Origin of the sequence: Ktedonobacter sp. SOSP1-85 (assembly GCF_016587415.1) — a bacterium.
In the GTDB taxonomy this organism is placed as follows: Bacteria; Chloroflexota; Ktedonobacteria; order Ktedonobacterales; family Ktedonobacteraceae; genus Ktedonobacter.
On record NZ_BNJI01000001.1, the window covers coordinates 1,697,002 to 1,720,681 of the forward strand.

Here is a 23,680-nt window from a genome sequence, read left to right on the forward strand (position 1 = left end):
GGGAAGAGACCCTGCCCTGCCGCAGGATCGCCGCGGCAAACAGCTCACAATCCGGGATGGTAGTATGACACAGACAGCAGTCGATCCAACAATACAAGATCTCGATGAGTACGGTTACCCAACACGACCCGACGCCCAGCGCAAGCTGCGCAACGCGGTCGTCCATACCAGCCGTCGCCTCGTGCTAGGTGGCATTTCCCTGGCCCTGGGAAGTGTGGGAGCCTATCTCAAACTGCGTGCTTTTGGGCAAGCGCGACCACCTCTCTCGCCTCAGACGTTCCATCCCAAACGCATTCTGGTCATCCGCGTCGATCTTATTGGCGATCTGGTTATGTCTATGACTGTGGTGCGCCAGTTGAAGCGGACCTACCCTGAGGCGGAGATCGACCTGCTGGCCATTCCTTCTAGCGCATCCATTGTGCGCGGAGATCCCGATATCACGCAACTTCTGACCTATGATCCCAATATCTGGCGCCGCCCCAAAGCCCTGCTACAAACACGCAACTGGCGCGAGGCCCAGGCCCTACGCCAGCAGATGCGCGAACGAGACTATGACCTGGCCGTTAGCGTCTCTGGCCCCTGGGCCAGTATCCTCTCTGTGCTCAGCCGCGCACCGCGACGCGTTGGCTTTGGCGCGGAGGGCTATCCCGGTTTTATGACAGAGAGTGTCCCTGGCCGTCACTGGGCCGAGGGAGAGCGGAAACACGAAGTCGATTACTGCATGGAGCTGCTACATGCCTGTGGCGCCACCCTTGACCAGGAGTCGCGTGTACCCACCCTGCATGTCACGCCAAAGAGTGAGCAAGAGGTCGCCGACCTGCTCCAGGTGGAGGGCATAGATCCACAGAAACCGCTGGTTGCCTGCCAGGTTAGCTCACACAATGGCTATGCAAAACGCTGGCCGATCCCCTACTGGGCGCGTCTCATAGAGCGCCTGGTAAACGAGGATGGCATGAACGTCGTCCTGACCGGGGCCCCTAAGGATCAGCCATTAATTGAGGCAATGCTCAAACGCACGCACGCGCATATGTATAATTTTGCTGGCAAGACCAATCTGCCTCAACTGGCGGCCCTGCTTAAGCACGCTGATATCGTCATCTCTGGCGATAGTGGCCCCATGCATATTGCCGCCGCCGTTGGCTCAGAGTTAATCGCCATTCATGGCCCAACTGATCCCCAGATGAGCGGCCCGGTGAGTCCTCACGCCACAGTGCTACGCAGCGACATCTGGTGTAGCCCCTGCTACTTCGCCAAGGGGCCTGCCAACTGCCGCTTCCATACGACGCAGTGTATGAAGGATATTTCGCCCGAACAGGTACACTCCGCCGTCCTTAGCAAACTGGTGGACGCTCGGACACATACGCAGGAGTCCAGCCAGTCTCTTCAGGGAGGAAACGCATGAGCCAGCAACACCAGCCAATACGCACCAACGATCCCTCTCTGCCAGCCTCGGTATCCGCGAACTTCGCCGAAGAAATGGCCTGCTTTGGACGCGTTATTCATGGTGCGGAGCTGCGAGAGGATGCGGAACTGCTCTGGTTCGCGGTCACCCCTACGCTGAATGGCGTCTTGCGTTCGCGCTTCACATCAGACGACCCCGCATACATCAAACAACGCATCCAGGCTCTCATTGAGTACTATACGAAACGCCAGGCCAGAAGCTTCGGCTGGACACTTTATCTAGCCTCACAGCCAGCGCACCTGAAAGAGTCATTATTGGCCCAGGGCTTTACCCATGTCTACGACAATGCGATTATGACACTCGCACTATCCGCTCGTGAACAGAACGTAATTTCATCGCCAACCTTAGCCATTCAGGAAGTCAGCAATGCGCAGGAACTACAACAGCTCTGCGATGTTGTACAGATCGCCTTTGCATCAACGACGGATAGGATAAAGCTCTACTACCAGACGTATCTCGCCTCTGGTTTCGGCCCGGGCCATGCCTGGCGCCACTTTACTGGCTCGCTTGATGGTCGCGTGGTTGCTAGCGCCTCGCTCTTGCTCTCCCATGGTGTGGCAGGTATTTATGGCATTGGCACGCTGCCCGAGGCACGCCGCCAGGGCGTTGCCGCCAGCATGATACTTCATGTCCTTAATGAGGCAGAGCGCCTGGGTTATCACGTCGCGACCCTCTCTCCAACCGAGCAGAGCAAACGTCTCTACCAGCGTATTGGCTTTCGTACGCTGGGGCAGAAATCTTTTTATAAGCGGAGCCTGGCATGAACAATGCACGAACACACGAGACCACTGAGCCAATACACTCATCCATCACCCTGGCTCCAGATGCGCGCATCCTGGTCGTGAAGCTGGCGGGCCTCGGTGACCTGCTCCTCGCGACTCCGGCCTTGCGTGCTCTACGCGAGAGCTACCCCCGGGCACGTATCGACTTGCTGGTCACTCCCGATTCCGCGAGCCTCCTGAAGGGCTGGCCTGTGATTGATAACATTATCGTGCTGGATAAATATCTCTTCGACTACCCACAACAGATCATCAAGCATCCAAGCAATTTAAAGCGCCTCGCAGATATCTTCAAACCTTTGCGCGAGGGACATTATGACGCGGTCCTGCTCTTCCACCACCTGACACTGCGCTTTGGACGCCTGAAACACCAGGCCCTGATGCGGGCCACGGGCGCGAAGTGGCGCGTTGGTCTCGACAATGGGCATGGCTGGTTTCTCAATGTCCGGGTCAAGGACGAGGGCTTTGGCGCTATGCATGAAGCGGAATACAATATGGCGGTCGCGGCCGCGGTTGGCGCGACTATCCACACGCCAAAGCTAGAAATTCCGCTCAGTGAAGCCGAACGCGAAGCGGCGCGCGAACTGGTCTATGACGCAAGCGTGCCAGAGGCGGCACCCCATCCAATTATCGCCATACATCCGGGAAGCGGCGGCTATAGCACGGCGCGTCGCTGGGCACCAGAGCGCTTCGCCCAGCTTGCCAACACGCTGTACAAAGAGACCGGGGGTCAGTTGCTGCTAGTTGGAGGGCCTGAAGAAGTCGAGCTACATCAACAGATTATGAACCAGCTTCACTCGGGCGTTCCGGTGCGTAGCCTGGCGGGGAAGGGCAATATTAAGGTTGCAACCGCTGTGCTGGAGCTAGCGGACCTCTTTATCGGCAATGACGCGGGCCTGGCCCACCTGGCGAGCGCCGTGGAAACGCCCGTGGTCGCCATCTTTGGCTTGACCAACTATAAGGCCTGGGGACCCTACACCGGCGATAGGAAAGACCTGGCTACGATTGTCCACCTCGATCTCCCCTGTATGCCCTGCTTCTATCGTGGGCATCAGCTCGGCACGCCCGAAGGTTGCGCGACACGTGACTGTCTGACACAGCTTGGCGTCGAGCCTGTCGCCGCCGCCGCCCGCCGCATGCTCCGCCTTCACGGCAAATGGCACGGTGCCACATCCACTGCTACAGAATAGCAATTTTACATAAAGAAAGGGGTATGGTGATAGGCTGGCGGAGTCAGCCTATCACCATACCCCTTCCTCTTGTTATAACTCGGAAGGCTGAGCCTGGGCACGCTGGATGGGACGCGTGAAATTGCCAAGTGCGACCTCAGGAATCTCGCGCCGAAGGATTTCAATGAAGGCCTTCATTCCTAGCGCCTTCCCCATGCTGTCCAGGTCAGGCATGCGTGGAAGCAAGACCTCTGGATCAATATTGAGGTTGCGCAGTTGGATCAGGCGCAGGCCCGTCTCGCGCGCAAGGGTCAGGAGCGCCTCGATCTCGCGTTCGCGGTCGATCATCCCTGGGAAACAGAGCAGGTTGATCGAGGTATACAGCCCCTCTTCATGAGCACGCTTCAGTGATTCTTTGACATCCTCAAAGCGATAGCCGATGGGGCGATAATAGGCGGTGTAGGTTTCGGGATGCCCGGAGATGGTGCTGACACGAATCGTATCCAGGCCCGCGTCATATAAGCGCTGCAACCAGCGGGGATTACTACCGTTGGTGTTGATATTAATGACGCCCTGCTTCGTTTGTGCGCGCATCGCCGTAATGGCGCACTCGATCCGCTTCCACTGCATGAGGGGTTCGCCCTCGCAGCCCTGCCCAAAGCTTACGATGGCCTCTTCGGCGCTCTCCAGGTGAGGGACCGCAACCTCTACAATCTCCTCAACCGTGGGGATAAAGTCCAGACGGTCCTGAGGTGAGATCAGGTCCTCTTCTTCCTGTTTAGAGATACACCCAATACAGCGCGCGTTACATCCGGGCGACACGGCGATAGCCATCTCCCAGCGCTCAAGGAACAGGTTACTGGCGGTGGGACAGGAGTAATCCAGGGCGCAATGGGCGTGCTGGCGCACGACACGGTTTTCGGGGAAGGCCTCAAGTTTGGCATTTACCGCGTGCTCTAGCTTCTTGCGCGGAAACGAACGAGGGTGCCACTTATGGGGATCATCCGTCTTGACGGCGGCTACGTAAAGTTCGCCGTTTATGGAGGCAACAGCACTATAGCCAAAGAAGGGCAGAGGCTCGGTCCCCGGTACCTTTTCATACTCTGGCAACAGGGTACGCGTATATCCAATGGGCAAGAGAGCCGCTACGGCCCAGCCCCTGTTCGCTGCCAGCACCTGTCGCTCACCAGTCTTCTTGAGTCCAACCGCGAGACGATCCGGCATCATCGAAAGCGTCACTCCGTCTGGCAAGGGTATTAAGTCTCTGGCTTCCAATGGCTTGCCACCAAAGGCGAGCGCCTGTAGCCGCGTCTCTTCGCGAATCTCTCCATCTGGAGTACTGTAAAGCAAATGTGGAACTGGCATGCTGATCCTTTATTTTACCTCGGTTACAGTCGGTTTTACTATTTTAAAAAGCATCAACCCGGAGCTAATGCATGGGAGGTGGTGTCGCCGGAATACGAGGGCTTGTCGGACGCTCGTCCATAAGATCCTCGTCGTAAATACGGGGGAAGCCACCTGTGATTCCAGTCTGCGCGCTGGCTGCGACCCGTTGCTCCAACAGCCGTGCATCCTCATAGACGAAGCTGAGTAAAATATGCTCACCACGCATACTCTGACAGACATGACGAATGCGTGGATGCTCGGCTTCCATCCAGGCATTGATCATCGCTTCCAGTGCGGACATGCTGTCGCCACACTCCGCGCTATCAAAGCCTTTAAACTTATACACAATTCAATTCCTTTCGCTGTCATCACCACGGATCTTTAGATGGATCTTCAGTCATGCCTCAATCGCCTCGTCATTACCTGATCGCAGGCTATTGTATCATCATAACTCATATTTTTCCAGCCTCTCACCAGAGAGGCCCAATTAGGCAAGTTTTACAGGTACGCCCAGTTCTTTAAGCTGCGCGAAGAAATGGGGATAGCTCTTGGCAATATGCTCGCTACCAGTCAGAGCCAGGCCCTGACGACAACGCATGCCTACAATTGCCAGGGCCATCAGGAGGCGATGGTCATTGTGTCCGTCCACGGTCACACCCCCCTCAATCCCTTGCGGCCGACCACGTACAATAATTGCGTCACGCTGAGGTGTGACATCGCAGCCCGCACGTCGTAGCTCTGCACACAGATCGTCAATACGGTCTGACTCTTTGTAGTGCAATGTCTCGATATTGTAGAAGACACTCTCCCCCTGGGCAAAACAGGCCGCGGCAACCAGCACTGGGATACAGTCAATGATGCGATCACCATCCACGCGAACCCCCTGGAGGGTAGTTCCTCCCCGTACCGTTACCTGCTCGTCAGCGATATCCAACTGGGCGCCCATAGCCTGGTAAGCCGCCAGCAGGGCGTCGCCAATCTCGTCTCCGGGCTTCAAGCGGTTTAATACCAGTTCACTTGCTGGATCAGTCGCGCTTATGCAGGCTGAGATCAGCGCCGCCGCGGAAGGATAATCGCCTGGTAAGATATACTCTCGCGCTTGATACTGCTGCTTGCCTGGAACCGATAGGTGACTCAAGTCAGCCGAGTGCTCAAACTGGATGCCAGCCTCGTGCAATACCTGCAAGGTAGAGCGCACAAAGGGCTGCGATTTTAAGCCATCAATAATCTCGATCTCCAGACCCTCTGGAAGAAGCGGGGCCAGAAAGAGCAAGGCGCTGATATACTGCGAGCTACGCGCACCCGAAATACGCACCTTGCCACCATGTAGAGCGCTTCTCCGCAAGGTGATGGGGAGGCATCCCTCTGCTCCCTCCGCCTGATACGTTGCGCCCAGCGTACTCAATGCCTCCAGTAGCTCGCGATTGGGGCGTTTCCCCAGAGACTGCGGGTGATCGGTTACAAAGGTAATTTCGGGCAGACAGGCACCCAGACCCAGCAATAAACGCAGGACGGCGCCCGCGTTCCCCACATTCAAGGTGACGGTGTCTGCGGCCTGCGGATAGCCTACACCCTGCACACGTAATATGGTCTCCTCCGCATCTACCCAATCTAATTGAGCACCCAAGGCCCGGCAGCCACGAAAAAGGGCCTCACTATCGTCGCTCTGAGCGGGATAGTAAACCATGCTTGTGCCTTTAGCAAGCGCGGCCGCTAGCACATAACGCAAGGTGAAATACTTCGATGAAGGCAGTTCGGGCTTACCCTGTATGCGAGACGCCTCCTCTATCGCGATACGTACATCGGTGCCAACCAGTGATCGCAATTCTTCGTGTACCATATGTCTCTCATTCTCAATCTACAAATACTATGTCATTTGTTTCCGTGCAGAAGCATACGTCTTCAGTAACCAGCACTCCCAGATCAATTGTTGCCTTATCATATCATTTGGAACAAGAGTTGTCTCTTCTCTGGCATCATTTACAGAGTGCGCAAGCTTCATTCAGGGAGCTATTTGTAGATAACGTTTATCACATCTCCCTGGCAGGGATGTAATTTGTAGAGCATAACACCACACTTTTCCTCTGATATAGCATGCACAAAGTTATGACATATTGCTTACAATATATACTAAAAATACTTACATATTTACACGTAACATTGCAAAATGATAGTATGCAGCAATTCATTGATAATATACAAATATTTTGTTATAATCGTATTATTACATGTTACAGCTATTTTCCCAGGAGGCAAATATATCGTGCAACATGCAAATGTGGCCATTATAGGAGCAGGCATTGTAGGACTGGCAACCGCATATGCCTTACTACGCGCAGGTATTAAGGATGTCTATGTTTTAGAGCAATACACTGTCGACCACGCGCGCGCCACGTCTCACGGTCCCTCACGCCTACTGCGCTTTGAGTATGGATCAGACACCCTCTACCCACGTATGGTTCAACAGAGCTTACAGGCCTGGAGGCGCCTGGAACGCCACAGTCGTGCCACCCTCTATACGCGAACTGGCGTCCTTGTGCTGGGGCAGGAAGAGGACAACTATACGCTCCCCGCCTACCACATACTCCAAGAGCAGGGCATCCCCATTGATCTCCTCTCACAAGAGGACTGCCATATGCTCTTTCCTCAATTCAATACCCAGGGATATGACCGCTTCACCTATAACGTTGATGCGGGCCTGCTGCACGCATCAACCTGCCTACAAACCCTCAAACAACTTATTCTCGACATGGGTGGTAAGATCATTGGTAACTGCCGTGTGAAACACATCGTCAATGAAAATTCACGCCTGCCTATTCGCCTGCTATTAGAGAATGGGCGCGACCTGCTGACCGAAAGGGTCGCCTTAACGACTGGTCCCTGGATTCAGCATATCCTTGGTGACCTGCGCCTGCCCATTACAACGACGCGCCAGTATGTGCTCTACTTTACCGATGTTCCTAGCACAGCCTTTGCGCTCCACACATTTCCAGCTTTTATCGCGAATGATCTCTATGGTTTTCCCTTGCATACCACTAGCACCAGGGGCTATAGTTCCACCTGGTTAAAGGCCACTTCCCACGCCTTTGGCACCCCAATTGATCCGGATATGCCACCCACTATTGAACAGAGTATTATCGCGCAGATAGCACAAAAAGTACGAAACCTGCTCCCAACCCTGCAAGACGCGCGCCTGGCCCATGTTGATACATGCATGTACGATGTCAGCCCCGACGAAGATTTTATTCTCGACTACCACCCGCGCGACGCACGCATTGTCTTTGCAACTGGACTCACAGGGCATGGCTTTAAATTTGGCCCACTACTGGGAGAAATTCTTGGCGCCTTGCTCTATCAGCAAGCCCCCTCTATCCCCCTGGAGCGTTTTCGCCTGGCGCGTTTCTCGGCCTATCCCCTTGAGCAAGCATCTTCGGTTGCGTAAACAAGGCACTGTATACAAAATAACCAGCTGTCATAGCCGACAAGCCCTGGAGAGGAAACCTGATTCTGCTCTACCTTGACATATGGAGGCTGGAGTTCGTCTACCAGGTCCTCTCCAGAGAAACACATTACCGCTCGAACGCCTAAAACGCGTAGCCTAGTCCCTGGCGACTGGTTGTAAAGACCGGGATACCGTTACGCCAATCGATCTCCAGGTACTTGCGTGTATTCATCAAGTCAGGAAGATGCTTCACGACGGTTCGCGTCGCCGTATCAATGACGTCGCCGGAGTCGCCAACATAGACATAGCGTCCATCACGGCTATGCAGCACCCAGCCCTCGCGCAAACAATCATACACGCAGGGCGTCTCTTCGCCCTGGAAAGCTGTTAATTTGATATCAGCAACCTTACGCGGGGCACGTTCGGGGAGACCACTTACGTCAAAGACATGCACATAGCTATTGGGGGCATCAACAATATACACTTCTTTCTCATCGGGGGAGAGAGAGATACCGTGGCTGGGTGCCGACATATGCAGCCCATCTACAAAGCCCTCGGCTGGAACACTATAGAGCAACTGGCCCGTCTGCAAATCGCTCACCTCAAAACCAAGGAAATGGGAGGCAGTTGTAAAGACTAGCGTCTCCTTGTTGTTCACGGTAAAGGGCCTGACGCCATCTTTGAGTGGTCCCACCTTCTTCACAACCTTGTTGCTCGCAGTATCCACTACATAGAGTTGATTATTGTTCAGCGCGCCCAGATAGGCATACTTCCCACTCAGGCCCACGACCGTGTTATGACCCGCAGCTCCGCCGCCAACCTGAATCGCCTGGAGAACCGCTCCATCACGAGCGCGCAATACATGCCACAAACCCTGATACTGGTTAGAACCACCCGGCATATAAATCGACTTGCCATCAGGGGTAATCGCCATGCTATCGATACCGAAGTCGTAGCTTTTCGTCCACACCACCCTATCATGCAGCAAATCATATTTCAGCAGTGAACCGTCGCCATGCGCACCACCATTACCACCATAACTGATGAAGAGGCTAGCAGTCAATGGATCGGCAACCACACCTCGCCCACTTTTGAGCATGGGCAGAGCAATATGCCTGACAAACGCATGCGCGCGGTCGATATCGTAGACATCTATGCCCCCATCGGGAATGACATAGAGATAATGCCTGGTCAGGACCGACGCTCCCTGCGCCCCGGCCTGATTGGAACGCACCATTACAAATACTAACCCGGCCAACACAATCAGCAAGAGGGAGCAAACGAGTAACAAATTCTTATATTTGCGTAATATAGCCATAAACAACCCTTTCCACATCTTTCTGCCAGTGCCAGCGTGAGGCAATATTTGTTATCTAATATTTGCTATCTACAGGAGGTTTGCAGCGAAGGAAGTTCCCTACCATCCCGGCCCAGCACTAGCATTGCAAGTTTACATATAGGACTTTGTTCAAACGATGGATAGAAATATTTTCGTTCTCATCATATAAAACTCTAGAGTTTGAGGGGGAGTAACTTGCATGAAAATAAATACATGCAAAACGCAACTTTTGTGAAGCTCTGGAAATTTAGCCGCAAGGAATTGACATTACAACCAGGGTATGGTAGTTTATAGGTGCTACAAGCACCCATAGCTCAGCGGATTAGAGCATCGATCTTCGGAATCGAGTGTCGGGGGTTCGAGTCCCTCTGGGTGCGTTTTTTTATGCCCTTTTACAAATGCACTTTTTTTGTATTAAGTATTATCAACGTATATCTTGATGCACGCGTAGATCTAGTTTGGCTCTCGGAGCGTATTGACGTGCGCCGCTATACATGTTATTATTGCCCAGGCATTTCCTTCCTTTACACAAATCAATGACTCAATTCGGCCTTTATTATCACCAAATATCCTGAACGGTCAGGATGTTCCCATCCCTTTTATCAGGGTGCTATTCCGCGTTCTTTGGCTACTTCAAAAAACAATACCAAGGGGTTACAGGTGTATACCGTTACTCTCACTGCACTCAACCGCATGTTACGCGACTATAGCTACAACGGCTGGGGCTACGCCACCTTGCCCGCAGGTATTGGGCACATTCAGGAGCCATGCCGTATCGTGCTCTCCATCTACCAGGGAGAGATTAAGACTTGTTACATTGCCGGGAAAGATGGGCAGGTCCTTATGACTGGGAAAGAGGCCCAGGGCCTGATTGAGCAAGCCACCTCCCTTAGCTGGTCACTCAAGTCTTACCAGGACCCGGAGACCCCTGCCCCCTCCCATCCCGCCATTAAATCCTCTTCGCCAGACCGCACGACCCGCCCCATTCCCGCTCTTCACCTGCCCGCTCCTGCGCAAGCAAGGCCCCAGGTCCCAGCAATGGAGCCACGCGTGACACGGCCCTTGCCAGCGATACGCCCACCACAGGCGACACAGATCTACCCCCTGCGCGCCAGAGAGATCCCCTTTACCGAACTCTCACGCTGGCCGCGCAAGTGGCGTCAAATTTATATGCTCGCCAATGGCAACATGACCATTGATAAAATCGCGACTATGCTCACACTCTCACCCCAGGATATGCGCGGCATCTTGCAGACAATGATCTCGCAGGGCGTAATTATCCTGCGCCAGTCCTCTTAATCAGTCTTGCTCGTTGCTGGGGTGACGCCATTGGAATTGTTATCGTGGCACGGCCAGTACAGTACATGTACTGGCCTCTCCATGCCTACCTGCCGATCTCGGCCTCTAATTCATCGACAAATTGACGGGCCAGGCGACCAGAACGGCCAACTCGTTGGCGCTCCCACTGCAAAGCCCGGCTACGCAGCTCCTCTTCCTCAAGCTCTAGCCCTCGCTGCCGCGCTAACCCCTGAGCAATCTGTAGGTACTGCTCCTGGCTGGGTGCGCTAAATGTGATCCGCAAGCCAAAGCGATGCACTAGCGATTGCTTCTCATCCATCGTGTCGCGCCAGTTTACCTCTTCAGTGGGTTTGCTACGATCAGTATGTAGCTCGCGTACCAGGTTAAGCCGATTGGTCGTCGCGTAGATGAGTACATTTTGTGGACGAGCCTCTGCCGTCCCTTCAAGGAGCATCTTTAATACTTTATACTCGGTTTCATGCTCTTCAAAGGAGAGATCATCAATAAACACAAGGTAGCTCGGCGCGCGCTGGCGCAATTGCGCCACGATCTGTGGCAGATCACCAATATACTCCCTGCGTACCTCGACCAGGCGCAGCCCCTGGTCAGCGTAGGTATTGATCAGCGCCTTTACGCTCGATGACTTCCCCGTCCCTGGCGGCCCATAAAGCAGGGCATCATGTGCCGGCATACCGGCGAGAAAACGCTCAGTATTTGCCTTGAGTTTGCGCAGTTCCCGCTCATAGCCTACAAAATTGTCGAGATGAATAGCGTCGGGATGAGCAATTCCTTCAAGGGTCTGCGTATTTCCCTGCCAGCGTAGGACAGCATAGCGAGCCAGCGCGCCTGTCCCCTGGCGCGCCCAATGCATTTCCAGCATGTCTGCCAGTTCACTCCAGTCCGCCAGCTCAGCAATCTGGTGTATAAGAGCGGCTCGCCCACTCTTATGCCCTGACTCCTGAACTGTTCCCAGGTCAAGCCAGGGTTCCCAGGCATCGCGTAACATGGGCATCGTCTCACCCACCACGCTTTGCACTGCTTCCCACACCACCTCAGCCGAGAGGGCGAAGAGTCGCTGTAGCGCCTTCAACTCACGCTCGGCCTGGCGATGCAGCGTAGCCGAAATCCGCGCCTGACTCCCCAACCATGCGCGCCCCCGCCGCTCGACCTGAGCCGTCCAGGGATTTTCATCCTCAAGCAAGCGGCCCACCATGTGGGCCTGCCAGGCATCTGACAGTTCTGTTGTTATATACACATGCTCTGATGCAGCCAATGCGTAAAAGACCTCGCTATAGGCCGAAGCAACCTGCATAGGCACCTGCTCGGCACCTGCTAAAAGCCGTAGTAGGTGTAAGAAGGCCTGCCCTGGTTCATCATTAAGAACATGTTTTAAAAGCGCCAGCCCCTGCGCGCCATACAGTGCCTCTTGCATCGCCGAGGCGATGCGTTTATTAACCAGAAAAGAGGTCGTCACATTTTTGCCTTGCATTGTTGTCATACATTAACCCCGAATCACTCTTTTTTTTGCCTCTATAACCACATGTTGTACCACACGAACTCTCTGGCTACCAGTAAAGCATCCTCCCTATGGGAAACTTTTCTTTTGAAGAAGGCCCTTCGCGCCCGCACATCCCTTCCGCGAAGGCGAGCGTAGCAAGCCGAAGTAAGAACCAGCAGAAATTTGGAAGGCCCTGTACTCTTGGCAGCAAGCATACACAAATTTCGATGCAGGTGATACAATACTTGCTATCGTTTTGGGAACCTTCCCTTCTCAATGTCTTGCATAACTTGAGAGGGGAGCTATGAATTTTTTGTTTTTTCCAATTTTTTTGTCGAATGTCGATAGTAGAGGTACAACACTGTTGTAAAAAAGCTTTCTTTCCTGATATATCCAATGTCTATATATCAGAGGACTACAATGATGGTAGAGCGATAGCCAAATCCGGCTGTTATGCCTAGCACCTGCCTACTTCTATGCATATATCAGGGAAGACGAAACTACTATTTTTACGGACAGGCTACGTCTATTAGTAGAAGGCGTATCTGCTCTGCAACAGCTCTCACCAGGGCACATATGAAAAATATTGTGTAGCGTCACCGAACCCAACGTATATTCGTTAAGAAAAACGTATACACTTGGCGTTTAATCTCATCCATTGCAAAAGGAGTTTGTCATGCCAGGGGATGTTTTTCCACCAGCGGCAAAGGGCCCACAGAATACGACCATTTTGATTGTCGAAGATGACGCCGATATTGGTCAGTTCTTACAGCAACTCATCGAAGAGGAGACCCCCTATACCACTAGACTGATTGATAACGGTCTAAAAGCATTGGAAGAGGCTCCTCGTATCGACCCCTGCTTGCTGCTTCTCGATTATCGCCTGCCAGGCATTAATGGGCTTGAATTGTATGACCGTTTACAAGAGTATCATGCATTGCACAATATCCCGACTATTATGATGAGCGCGACCCTCCCGGTTGAAGAATTAGGCAAACGTGGCATCTATCAGCTACGCAAGCCCATGGATATTGGGAGTGTCATTCGAATGATTACACACGCCCTTGCAACCTCAGAAGAGAAGGCGTTATCCTGATATTGTCCTTTGTCCAGGAAGAGGGACACATGGGGTATAAGCCTCCTGCTCACCCCTCTTCCTGATATACATTTTCCTTCCTCGCCTTTTGCCTCTCTCCCCACTCCAAGGACTTCGTCAGCGAAAAGTCGTATCACCTTTTTCGTCTTCTCGTTCGTTATTTATATAGAGAGGCAAGCAACCCCAGCCATATTGGCATTTCTTCAAACACTTAAGCATATACTTGACACTCTTGATACAATACGACTAGTATGTTTTTTTAGTGTCTCTTCTTCTCTATTGTGGATTGGGGCTTGTTTTATAGGTCAGACATGCATCTGACCTATCTCTGGCGCAAGGCAAAAACATCTAATCAACCGGCACCTGCTCACCCTATCTGAAGGCGAGAGTCCTGTGCCGTAGTTCCGATGAGAGGAAATGGGGGTGTGCATGCAGCCATTATTCCACGACTCGCAGAGGCGAGACCCCGTCCAGAGGCAAGGGACGGCTAAGGCCCAACCAGGTAATAATCAGGAACAAGCAGACCAGTGGGCTGTCCTGCACCACGAGGTCCAGGGCAAACAATTCCAGCAGCACGATGAGCCTACGCGTGCTGAATGGGAGCGGCGTGACACCGACGAGAATCCTGCCTCCTCCTCCTCATCTTACTTTGGCACGGTAGATCCTGAGTATGATGTTGATATTGTGGTCGTTGGTGTTGGTGGTGGTGGTATGAATGCTATTAACCGTATGATCAATACCAATGTACGCGGCGTACGCTATATGGCCTTAAATACAGATGCCCAGGTACTGGCGCTCTCACAAGCGTCAGAGCGTATTTGTTTGGGACAGCATCACACCAAGGGTCTGGGCGCAGGCGGCAACTCCGCAGTAGGCATGCGTGCCGCGACCGAGAGCGCAGCCGAAATTCGCGCAGCCTTGGGTGAGGCCGATATGGTATTTATCGCCGCCGGCATGGGCGGTGGTACTGGCACGGGCGCGGCCCCCATCGTCGCTTCCATTGCCAAAAAAATTGGCGCGCTCACCATTGGTATCGTTACTCTGCCATTCTCCTTCGAGGGGACACGCCGCCGTCGCATCGCTGATCAGGGCCTAGCCGAACTCAGTAAAGAGGTTGACGCCCTTATCACCGTTCCCAATGATCGCCTCCTGACCACGGTCGCGCGTGACTATAGCCTCTCGGATGCTTTTAAAGTGGCTGACGATGTGCTACGCCAGGGCGTTCAGGGTATCGCCGAGGTCATTAACGTGCCTGGCATGGTCAACGTTGATTTTGCCGATGTGCGCAGCGTCTTGCATGAGGCGGGAACTGCGTTGATGAGCATTGGACAGGGTCAGGGGCGTAACCGGGCACAACTTGCCGCCGAAGAGGCCATCGCGGGTGGCTTCCTGAATGTGACTATCCGTGGCGCGAAACGCGTGCTTTTCAATATCAGTGGTGGCGAAGATATGACCCTCTTCGAGATCAATGAGGTCGCTGAACGCATTGGCGCCGCCATCGATGATGCCGCTGATATCACCTTTGGCGCGGTTATTGATCCTACGCTCCGCGATACCATTCGTGTGACGCTGATCGCCGCTGGTATGGAGGAGATTCCGACCGCGCGTCTCCAGGCAGTCCGTCTCGGGCATACCGCTGCGCGCTCAAACTCCCTTACGGGAACAGGACAGGTGGTGCAAAACACGCCTCCTTATCAGCCGCCAGCGGCCCCTACCGCGCCCAAGCCGCCTTCTCGGACAGCTCAGCAGCAGCGAGGAACGCAGCTCCCTGAACGAAGACAGGCCAGTTCAACATCACCACGGATGCCATCCCTGCCCAACGCCGCTGACCAGCGTCCCATGCCCTCCAGGCAACCAGCCCCGGGACAACCCATACGGTCGGGACAGCCAGGGCAACCAGCTCCGGAGCAACGGACACAGCGCAGCTTGAATGATTTACGCGGCCTGCGTGGTCTGGGACGCCGGCAGGAGCTACGCAGATACGCTGGCGATGCCGATGACGAGGACATCATTGATGTTCCTCCCTTCCTCAAACGTCACGAGTAAACAAGCGTCAAGCAGAAGCGGAGCAATTCAAGCTTGAATTGCTCCGCTTCTGCTTGACGCTTCTACATCTATGGCGATACTGTGGCAGCGCTATGTGGCACGCTAGATACGCGAGCAGAGAAGAGAGAACACACAACGTTCCTCATACGCCTCGGCTATTCCTTAGCGTCAGCAGCATTAGTGGAAGAACGCCCTTTCTCTCCCCCCTTTTTCCCAATCTTCGAGTAAAATTCCGAACCTTGCTGACGTTTGGTGGATTCACCACCTTTTTTCCCAATCTCAGCATAGAACTGTGGGCCGCGTTTCTCTTTGACTGTCTCGCCACCCTTCTTCCCAATTTTCGAGTAGAACTCGGGGCCATACTTTTCGCGCACGGCCTGTCCGCCATGCTTGGCTTTTTGTGATCCAGGTTCAGGTCCACGCTTGTTATTTGCCATGGAAAGTCCCGCCTCTCTTTAACTTCTTTACCACATTCTCCCAACTACATTGCGGTGAGACACCCTAGATCAGAACACCCCGTATCATCCTACTGCGAACGTTGTCCACGCGCATGTGCCACGCGATTGGCGATCATCCCTGCCGTAATGCCAGCGCCCACGCCATTATCAATATTTACCACGGTCAAGCCAGGCGCACACGTCTGCAACATCGATAATAGCGCCGCCACACCCTTGCCACCCATACCATAGCCCACTGATGTCGGCACTCCGATAACCGGTACAGGAGCCAGGCCAGCTATGACAGATGGTAACGCACCATCCATACCAGCTACTACAAGAATCGCATCTACATCTTCCGCCAGCAACGCGCGCAAAGGCTCGATCAACCGATGCAATCCCGCCACACCTACATCATAGATGCGTGTCACCCGACAGCCCATCTCCTCGGTAATCATCGCGGCCTCTTCCGCAACAGGAATGTCGGATGTCCCCGCGCTAATCACTCCCACCTTGCCATCCGTGACGCGCTTGTTATACTCAGGAGCATAAATCACCATCATATGTGAGGCTTCCTGATAGCGCATTTCATAGTGCTCGAAAGCCGACCGTACGGCCTCCAGTGAGCGCGCAGGCATCCTACTAATAATCGCCCGCCCCGTTCCTGCCAGTAATCCACGCGCCATGGCAAGAATTTGCTCGGTCTCTTTGGTCTCGCCAAATATAACCTCAGGGGCACCCTTGCGTCTCTCTCGTCCAGCATCAGGACGGGTCTCCATCACAGATGAGACATCGCAGTGTACTGAGTCCTGTGTTCCTTGTGGCGCCTCGTTGATCTGCTTCAACGGTGCCACCTGCTCAGCCATGTGTGCCGCGTCCTTGTCACGCTGCCCATCCTGTACATCACTGAGCAATTGACCTAATAAGTCGAGTTGTTCTTCAATTTCACGATTCACTCAAATCACCTGGGTTCCCTGGCTTACTCACACCAGAGAGAACATGTGCTCCATGCCTAAAAAAACATGGATCTAATGTTTTCCCATAGTGGTAATGATGTGACTGTCGTGCAACATTTACAGTGTAACACAGCCAATCACAATCAGCAAGCCAACAGTAGTACATTCTTATTTAAAAACGTTGAAAAGAAGCAATTCTTTATCTAAGAAGCTTAGCTGCTCCAAGGCCTTCACGCCTTCAGGACATGTACCGCTCTCCTTTCTCTACTGCCTCCGGCTCTAAAAAGCACTTTCTTCCTCGTCTGCGCTATGCTATACTATGTTGTGTTCAGACGCTTCAGGTGGTGGATGATATGTGGATGATGTGGAGATGAACAATCCTTCCCCCTCACCCTCCACTGCCGCCGGCCTTCCGGCATGTGCTCCGGATTAGCTCTTTTTTTGCGTGAGACAGATTACTATGCTATTTCTTCACTCAGCCAGGGCCTGGTTTCTGGCAAGTCTAACGCTGTTGTTCTGCAGCCTGCCCTGCCTCGTCGCCTGTAGTGCTACGGTGACTTCGTCAGCTGACGCGGAACAAACCCATACCATGACCATCAACCAGGACTTTCAACAAGATACGCTCGCCACGACCAGTCCCGCCTATCGCTGCGGCGCCTGGGCTTCAAATAACGCGCCCGTGTCTTCCGGTACCATCACTATCTATGCTCGCCTGACGCATGATGTGGCGGGCGTGGCTGGTATGGCTGCGACCGCGACGGTCCATTTTCGCTATGGCGATGTTGTCCTTACACAACATCCAACCAGCGATACTGGCGGCTATGTCAGCTTTACCCTCCCCCTGTTAGGGCGTCAACCAGTGGGCATACCCGCGACAGCCGATGTTGTCTTTACCCTTGGGCAGGAGACGCTGACCTGCGCGCCAGCATTTTTTACTCCTGAGTGAGGACCTGGCAGACAGGGCAAAAGTGCGTGCTGCGCTGGGCGACAACGATACGCTCAATTAGCGTACCACAACGTGTGCAGGGTTTACCAGCCTGTTTGTAGACATATACATGGTTATAATTATCGCCTGCCTCGCCCCAGAGATCACGGTAGGAACTAAACGAGGTTCCACCATGTTCAATACCCTTGAGCAGGACTGACACTACCGCCTCGTGCAGGCTGGCAATCTCCTGCGATGTCAGACTGTTAGCAGCGCGACGTGGATGAATCCTGGCATGAAAAAGCGCTTCGTCGGCATAGATATTGCCGACGCCCGCGATCACGGTCTGATCCAGCAACACCTGCTTGATCGGGCTCCGGCGATGAGCAAGCGCCTGGGCCAGTCCCTCAATGCTAAAGGCCTCGCTCAATGGCTCAGGTCCCAGCCCCCTGAGCGCCTCCTCTTCCTGAGAACGCTGCCAGAGCGAGACGCGCCCGAATTTGCGCGGGTCTGTGAAGAGCAGGTTGCGCCCATCTTCCAGGATAAAGCACACCCGGCAATAGTTCATCTCCGAGCTATAGGCCTGGGAGCTATCAGCCTTAAGCGTGAAACTGGGACCGCGTGTGCTCCAGGCCTGGACATCGCGCTCACGTAGGCTTGTATCCAGCGTCCAGCCGGGTTCTAGGAGCAGGAAGTTCCCAGTCATCCGGCGATGACTGATAAGCAATCCCTCACCACTAAGGTCAAGCAACAGGAACTTGCCACGCCTCCTGACGCCCTCAATAGTACGACCGCTTACCTGGGCGCAGAAATCTTCTGGAAGCGGGTGTGCAATGATACGCTCCCAGAAGACCTGCGCCTCACGGATGGTCGCGCCAACGATAGAGGCTTGCAACTGTCTGGCGGTATATTCAACTTCTGGTAACTCTGGCATTGGTAATTCTTTTCTAGTTGTTTAGTTTTTCTAGTTATTCTGGCTTTTCTCGTTCTCTTCGAGAATCTGCCAGGCGCGATAGCCTGTCTCCGTATCCTCTAGCAACACATCCGCTGGCAATTTCTGCATGCGCGCGACCACCAGCACATCTCCGGCGGCGCCCGCGAAGTTGCCGCTAAGCGCCAGTTGAAGATAGCTGGCCCATCCCGGCTGCCAGGCGATAAGCAATACGCCGAGCAGGGTAATAACGACCAGGGGTGCGAGCGCGATCACGCAATATTGCTGGCGTGAGAAAAGTTGACTGCGTGCACCACAGTAAAGGGCCAGCGGCAGTTTCGCGCCAAAATAGGGTCGGCCTCCCCAAAAGAGAATCGCCAGCCCATGGATGGCTTCGTGAATGGGCAGGATCACTACATAACCGACAATATTGATGACTACCCATAATATGACGTTCCAGAAGGTCAAACCCTGCCACCATGCCCCATTTTGCCCATGCTGGGCCGCAAATAGAGCATAAACTGCGATATTAAACACGAGAAAACCCAGGCCACTCACCAACAACATACGCAGGCTCAAAAGAGCCAGGGGCCTTAGCTGCTCCTCGCCCAACAGTTCTATCTCATCAATCGCACGCGCCTGTCCCTGGTCGACACCCCGCTGCATCAGCCTGCGACGCTGGGGGTGATAACGATTAATGACCTGTAACGCCATTCGCTGCTCCTCTTCTCGCGTCCTGCAACAATATATCTTTCAATACAGCTGAACGCGACTCATATTTCCTGGCAAGCCGCCGCATAGTGACCGAAACTATAGTCCCGGCCACACACAACTGATATACTATAAGCCAAACCTGGTAGGGACACAATGGTACGCTGAGACGAAAGGCAAGGAAATGCGAAAATGGCAGGCATGGCATTACCTCATTATTGTATTTGCGCTTTTCTGGGTCGGCTTCGCGAGCTTTCTCACCATCTTTAGCGGCTTTCCTTTTCTTGTCATTAGCATAGCCTTGACCGTTACAGGGGCTTTTTCCTGCGTCATTATTGCCCTTGCGTGGATGTATCAGAACGACAAGTGACTATTCTAGAGGTCTTTTTATGTTAGATATTTGTCTCCTTGGAACCTGCGGCATGATGCCACTTCCCAATCGCTGGCTCTCCTGCATGCTTGTGCGTAGCGGGTCTCACCTCACACTCTTTGACTGTGGGGAGGGAACACAGGTCCCCTGGAAAACGCTTGGTTGGGGATTTCGCCAGCTTGGGGCAATCTGTTTCTCGCATATGCATGCCGATCATGTCGCGGGACTCCCAGGCGTCCTTTTTATGGTCGCCCATGCCGGACGTACGGAGCCGCTTGATATCTATGGCCCGGCGGGGACCTCGTATGTCGTCGAGGGCCTGCGCCGCATCGCCGCTGAACTCCCTTTCCCCATTCACATCCATGAACTCAAGGGTGGCGAACATTTTCAGCTTCCTGGCAATCTCCAGGCCTCCTGCGCCCCCGCGTCCCATGGCATTCCCTGCCTGGCGTATCGCGTCGAGCTACAACGTCAACCAGCCTTCCAGGTCGAGCAGGCACGCGCCCTCGATATCCCTGTCCAGTTCTGGAAGCGCCTACAAACAGGCGAGACGGTCAGCTACAATGAACGTACCTTCACTCCGCAAGACGTCCTGGGGGCTGCCAGGCGCGGGATCTCCCTGGCCTATATCACTGACACCCGCCCACAGAGCGCGCTTAGCGAACTGGCACACGATGTCGACCTGCTGGTATGCGAGAGTATGTATGATACACTTGACGATCTGCCACTAGCTCGTTCGAACGCGCACATGGTCGCCTCCGAGTCGGCTGGCATCGCCAGGGACGCTGGCGCGCATCAACTGGTGCTCACCCACTTTAGCCCAAAGGTGAATGATACGACGCGGGCAGAAAAATTGGCGCGTAGTGTCTTTCCCAACACCCGAGCCGCCAGAGATGGCATGGTGCTAACCCTCGACTATGCCGATGCCTGAGTTCGCACAGACAATTTTCCTCTAAGGAGATGGAGTATCCAGCCCTGGATACTCCATCTGATCGTTTTTAGCCTGCTTCTGAAAAGTGGTGCCCGTCAGAATCTGCTGCCCGGCTCTCTTTGCGCTCTGGCAAGGGAATGGGAGCCGGCATTTCCTTCAAGTAGAGATTGAAGAAGTTCACAAGCTTATTGACGTACGCCACCCGGTCCTCAAAGTACGCTCCGCAGTGGTCGGCATCAGGCAGGAGCCAGAGCTCCTTGGGGTTGCCCGCGGCCTTGTAGAGGAGAGGGGCATCATTGGGATTGACAATAGAATCCTTCAGGCCATGAATAATCAGCACGGGACGCGGCGAGATACGCCCAATATCGCGCAAGGGTTCTACCTGGTTGAAGTGATATCCCGCACGCCACCAGAGAATCATGTCTGTCATCCAGTCGAAAAGGAAGAAGGGGAGATGCAGAGTGCGGCGTACGGCATAGTCAATGGGGCTACGATGCGTAGCAAAGGGGCTATCTGCGACTACGGCCTCGATCTCAGGCGCACGTGCAGCGGCCATAAGCGCGACCGCGGCCCCCATAGAATAGCCTACCGCTCCCAGGCGTGTCTCTGGCACGCGCTGCTTCGCATAGGCCACCGCCCCGAGAAAATCGTTGATCTCACGATAGCCCAGCGTCACCGGCTTCCCCACCACCTCGCCGTGTCCATAATACTCGAAGGCCAGAATATTATGTCCCGCCCGCCAGAGATTGACGCAGGTTCCCAATAGATCCGAGCGCCTCCCGCGATAGCCAGGACAGATAAGAATCGTCGTGGTCGCCCCTGGTGAAGGCACAAACCATCCACTCACCTCGTAGTCGCCGTACAAAGGCGGAAATGTGACTTCTTCCGCGGGTAAATTGACCTCAAAGGGGCTAAATGTATACTGCTCAATAAAATTTGTTTGCCGCTTTGGCCGAATCAGGGTATCGACAATATAGAGGCCAACACCAGCAATGGCTCCTAGTACGCCTATGCCACCACCCACGACACCACCAAGTAACATCTGTTTCCAGGAGGGACGTCCCCAGTTTCGCTTTGCTTTATTCATCATAGGTACACAGGCCAACCTTTCTAGTTGTGATTGGCATTTCTAAAACTTACTAGTAATAACATTTGGTGGATCAACTTTATGCCTGTATTGCCATACTTCCCATCTGCCATCAGATCTCTTCGGCATTACAACTACACAGGGCGCTCTATCTTATATATGCCTGGCATATAGCTGTTGGGGGAGATCACGTGCTGCTAGCGAATACTTTCATACTTATATATTCCTCCTGGTTATTAATTGTATAGCGAACCTGTATTGGACTTTGCCACTCCACGGCTCTAAAATAGAGGCAGAAGGCCATGTGCGTATGCCTGTAAAATTGGCTTATCGCGCCTGCGGCGCTCGCCTGGCTGGGTGGTGTTGGGGCCTCAGGCAGTCTGAGGTCCCAACACCACCCAGCCAGCAATTGATCATTTTCTTGCATGGATGTGAAGCAAGCATACATCTTCTATGAGGAGTATAACAAAGTTCTTATGTCATCTCATCACCATGAACCCTCTGCTGAAGAGGCAAAAAATCCAGAGGCGGGCAGCGTGGCAGCGTCCCTGGAGTCAGCTCCACCTCCATCTGCCCACTTCAACGCGAGCACGCGCACCAACGATATGATTAGCTGGCTACTACAGATTGGTGTGATCGTTAGCTCTATCATTATCATCATCGGTCTATTGCTCACGCTTCTACAGCCGGGAACACTGGCAAATCAATCGCTCACAAACTTTCCGCATACCCTGGATCAATTCTTCGCTGGCTTGCTCAAATTGCAACCCCTGGCAGTAATCATGCTGGGCCTGGCCATTCTCATCGCGACGCCGATGCTACGCGTGGCCTTCTCGATTCTGGCCTTTTACCTGGAGCGCGATTATCGTTATGTCATTATCACCTGTATCGTCCTGGCACTGCTGATTCTAGGAATGCTCCTGGGGAAGGGGGGCGCCTAATGACACTCACCCTGACAACCATCCTGCTTATCTTCTCTGGCTCGATTCTAGCTGGACTCATGGGCTCCCTGCTTGGGCTGGGAGGTGGAATCTTGATTGTCCCCATGCTCTCCCTGGCCTTTGGTCTACCAATTCAATATGCGGTCGGCGCGAGTGTGATCGCGATTATTGCCACCTCCAGCGGATCGGCCGCCGCTTATGTACGCGACCGCCTCTCGAATATCCGCGTTGGTATGTTCCTGGAGACAGCCACGGTTTCAGGCGCGATTGTAGGTGCGCTCCTGGCAGCCATCGTTGCGCCCCAACTACTCTATATTATCTTTGGCATTGTCCTGCTGATCTCACTGCTACCCATCCTTGTCAAACTGGGCGAAGAGCTACCTCAAAATGTGAAGAATGATCGCCTGGCAACCACGCTCTCGCTCGCCAGCAGCTATCCCGACAAACGCCTGGGAGAAGAAGTCGCCTACGAAGTGACGAATACAGGCTGGGGCTTTCTCGTGATGTGTGTCGCCGGATGCCTCTCGGGCCTGCTCGGCATTGGTAGTGGCGTCTTTAAGGTCCTGGCCATGGATACGATTATGCGCATCCCCATGAAGGTTTCGACCACGACCAGTAACTTTATGATCGGCGTCACTGGCGCCGCTAGCGCGAGTATCTACTTCGCACGCGGCGATGTACATCCACTTATCGCAGCCCCCGTCGCACTCGGCATTCTGGCCGGGTCCTTTGTGGGCGCCCGCATCCTTCCGCTCATGAAAAATACCACCCTGCGCAAGATTTTTATCCCGGTGCTCAGTCTCATCGCGCTCCAAATGGTTCTCCATGGCTTCGGCATCTCCTGGTAGACACCAATACAAGTAGAGGTAGAGGGG

At 53.9% G+C, this 23,680-nt stretch carries 21 protein-coding genes and 1 tRNA gene; 12 read left to right on the forward strand and 10 right to left on the reverse strand.

All coding sequences use genetic code 11. The features are described 5' to 3' along the window. The first annotated feature begins 64 nt into the window (after positions 1-64). The 3 genes from waaF to KTE_RS07240 are packed head-to-tail and all read left to right on the forward strand — an operon-like array spanning position 65 to position 3,431. Positions 65-1,402 carry a lipopolysaccharide heptosyltransferase II gene (gene waaF, locus KTE_RS07230; RefSeq protein ID WP_201379880.1) on the forward strand — a complete coding sequence of 446 codons (1,338 nt, stop codon included), beginning with the start codon at positions 65-67 and terminating at the stop codon, positions 1,400-1,402. Next, entirely contained in the window at positions 1,399-2,226 is an 828-nt protein-coding gene (locus KTE_RS07235; protein WP_201379882.1) for a GNAT family N-acetyltransferase, read from the forward strand. The genes waaF and KTE_RS07235 overlap by 4 nt, the downstream gene beginning before the upstream one ends. Beyond that, on the forward strand, positions 2,223-3,431 hold the full coding sequence (locus tag KTE_RS07240; RefSeq protein ID WP_201379883.1) for a glycosyltransferase family 9 protein: 1,209 nt from the start codon (positions 2,223-2,225) through the stop codon (positions 3,429-3,431). The genes KTE_RS07235 and KTE_RS07240 overlap by 4 nt, the downstream gene beginning before the upstream one ends. Before the next feature lie 72 nt (positions 3,432-3,503). On the opposite strand, the gene KTE_RS07245 is transcribed toward KTE_RS07240, so the two are convergent. The 3 genes from KTE_RS07245 to aroA all read right to left on the reverse strand — a co-directional run bounded on the left by KTE_RS07245 (position 3,504) and on the right by aroA (position 6,636). Continuing rightward, the gene (locus KTE_RS07245) at positions 3,504-4,775 is read right to left on the reverse strand and encodes a radical SAM protein (RefSeq protein ID WP_201379884.1); all 1,272 of its coding nucleotides are present in this window, start codon (positions 4,773-4,775) and stop codon (positions 3,504-3,506) included. A gap of 64 nt (positions 4,776-4,839) precedes the next feature. Next, on the reverse strand, positions 4,840-5,142 hold the full coding sequence (locus tag KTE_RS07250) for a hypothetical protein (RefSeq protein WP_201379885.1): 303 nt from the start codon (positions 5,140-5,142) through the stop codon (positions 4,840-4,842). A 141-nt stretch (positions 5,143-5,283) separates the two neighbouring features. Beyond that, positions 5,284-6,636, reverse strand: coding sequence for a 3-phosphoshikimate 1-carboxyvinyltransferase (gene aroA / locus KTE_RS07255; protein WP_201379886.1), 1,353 nt, complete (start codon positions 6,634-6,636; stop codon positions 5,284-5,286). Positions 6,637-7,059: 423 nt separating this feature from the next. On the opposite strand from aroA, the gene KTE_RS07260 reads away from it, so the two are divergent. After that, on the forward strand, positions 7,060-8,238 hold the full coding sequence (locus tag KTE_RS07260) for an FAD-dependent oxidoreductase (RefSeq protein WP_201379887.1): 1,179 nt from the start codon (positions 7,060-7,062) through the stop codon (positions 8,236-8,238). Between the two features lie 142 nt (positions 8,239-8,380). Here the strand turns inward: KTE_RS07260 and KTE_RS07265 are convergent, their stop codons facing one another. Further along, positions 8,381-9,556 carry a hypothetical protein gene (locus KTE_RS07265; protein ID WP_201379888.1) on the reverse strand — a complete coding sequence of 392 codons (1,176 nt, stop codon included), beginning with the start codon at positions 9,554-9,556 and terminating at the stop codon, positions 8,381-8,383. Positions 9,557-9,880: 324 nt separating this feature from the next. Between KTE_RS07265 and KTE_RS07270 the strand changes: the two genes are divergently transcribed. Both KTE_RS07270 and KTE_RS07275 read left to right on the forward strand, forming a co-directional pair. Further along, positions 9,881-9,954: transfer RNA gene (locus tag KTE_RS07270), tRNA-Arg, on the forward strand. A 283-nt stretch (positions 9,955-10,237) separates the two neighbouring features. Then, entirely contained in the window at positions 10,238-10,876 is a 639-nt protein-coding gene (locus KTE_RS07275) for a hypothetical protein (protein WP_201379889.1), read from the forward strand. Positions 10,877-10,961: 85 nt separating this feature from the next. On the opposite strand, the gene KTE_RS07280 is transcribed toward KTE_RS07275, so the two are convergent. Beyond that, entirely contained in the window at positions 10,962-12,374 is a 1,413-nt protein-coding gene (locus tag KTE_RS07280) for an ATP-binding protein (protein ID WP_201379890.1), read from the reverse strand. A gap of 676 nt (positions 12,375-13,050) precedes the next feature. Here KTE_RS07280 and KTE_RS07285 point away from each other — a divergent pair. Then, positions 13,051-13,470, forward strand: coding sequence for a response regulator (locus tag KTE_RS07285; protein ID WP_007906554.1), 420 nt, complete (start codon positions 13,051-13,053; stop codon positions 13,468-13,470). Positions 13,471-13,899: 429 nt separating this feature from the next. Beyond that, on the forward strand, positions 13,900-15,516 hold the full coding sequence (ftsZ, locus tag KTE_RS07290) for a cell division protein FtsZ (RefSeq protein ID WP_201379892.1): 1,617 nt from the start codon (positions 13,900-13,902) through the stop codon (positions 15,514-15,516). 155 nt (positions 15,517-15,671) lie between these two features. On the opposite strand, the gene KTE_RS07295 is transcribed toward ftsZ, so the two are convergent. Together KTE_RS07295 and larB are read right to left on the reverse strand one after the other, a co-directional pair. Continuing rightward, on the reverse strand, positions 15,672-15,953 hold the full coding sequence (locus KTE_RS07295; RefSeq protein ID WP_007906556.1) for a KGG domain-containing protein: 282 nt from the start codon (positions 15,951-15,953) through the stop codon (positions 15,672-15,674). A gap of 89 nt (positions 15,954-16,042) precedes the next feature. Continuing rightward, the gene (gene larB, locus KTE_RS07300; protein WP_201379894.1) at positions 16,043-16,909 is read right to left on the reverse strand and encodes a nickel pincer cofactor biosynthesis protein LarB; all 867 of its coding nucleotides are present in this window, start codon (positions 16,907-16,909) and stop codon (positions 16,043-16,045) included. A 460-nt stretch (positions 16,910-17,369) separates the two neighbouring features. Between larB and KTE_RS07305 the strand changes: the two genes are divergently transcribed. Beyond that, positions 17,370-17,855, forward strand: coding sequence for a hypothetical protein (locus KTE_RS07305; protein ID WP_201379896.1), 486 nt, complete (start codon positions 17,370-17,372; stop codon positions 17,853-17,855). Here KTE_RS07305 and mutM read toward each other — a convergent pair. Further along, positions 17,842-18,768, reverse strand: a complete 927-nt coding sequence (mutM, locus tag KTE_RS07310; protein ID WP_201379898.1) for a DNA-formamidopyrimidine glycosylase — start codon at positions 18,766-18,768, stop codon at positions 17,842-17,844. The genes KTE_RS07305 and mutM overlap by 14 nt on opposite strands. A 30-nt stretch (positions 18,769-18,798) precedes the next feature. Then, complete coding sequence (locus KTE_RS07315) at positions 18,799-19,479, reverse strand: DUF3267 domain-containing protein (protein WP_201379900.1); 681 nt, start codon at positions 19,477-19,479, stop codon at positions 18,799-18,801. Positions 19,480-19,865: 386 nt separating this feature from the next. On the opposite strand from KTE_RS07315, the gene KTE_RS07320 reads away from it, so the two are divergent. After that, entirely contained in the window at positions 19,866-20,777 is a 912-nt protein-coding gene (locus KTE_RS07320; protein ID WP_201379902.1) for a ribonuclease Z, read from the forward strand. A gap of 67 nt (positions 20,778-20,844) precedes the next feature. Here KTE_RS07320 and KTE_RS07325 read toward each other — a convergent pair whose 3' ends face one another. Next, positions 20,845-21,867, reverse strand: a complete 1,023-nt coding sequence (locus tag KTE_RS07325; RefSeq protein ID WP_201379904.1) for an alpha/beta hydrolase — start codon at positions 21,865-21,867, stop codon at positions 20,845-20,847. Positions 21,868-22,340: 473 nt separating this feature from the next. Between KTE_RS07325 and KTE_RS07330 the strand changes: the two genes are divergently transcribed. Beyond that, complete coding sequence (locus KTE_RS07330) at positions 22,341-22,805, forward strand: DUF1634 domain-containing protein (protein ID WP_236600315.1); 465 nt, start codon at positions 22,341-22,343, stop codon at positions 22,803-22,805. Further along, on the forward strand, positions 22,805-23,653 hold the full coding sequence (locus KTE_RS07335) for a sulfite exporter TauE/SafE family protein (protein ID WP_201379908.1): 849 nt from the start codon (positions 22,805-22,807) through the stop codon (positions 23,651-23,653). Before KTE_RS07330 ends, KTE_RS07335 begins: the two co-directional genes overlap by 1 nt. Positions 23,654-23,680 lie beyond the last annotated feature (27 nt).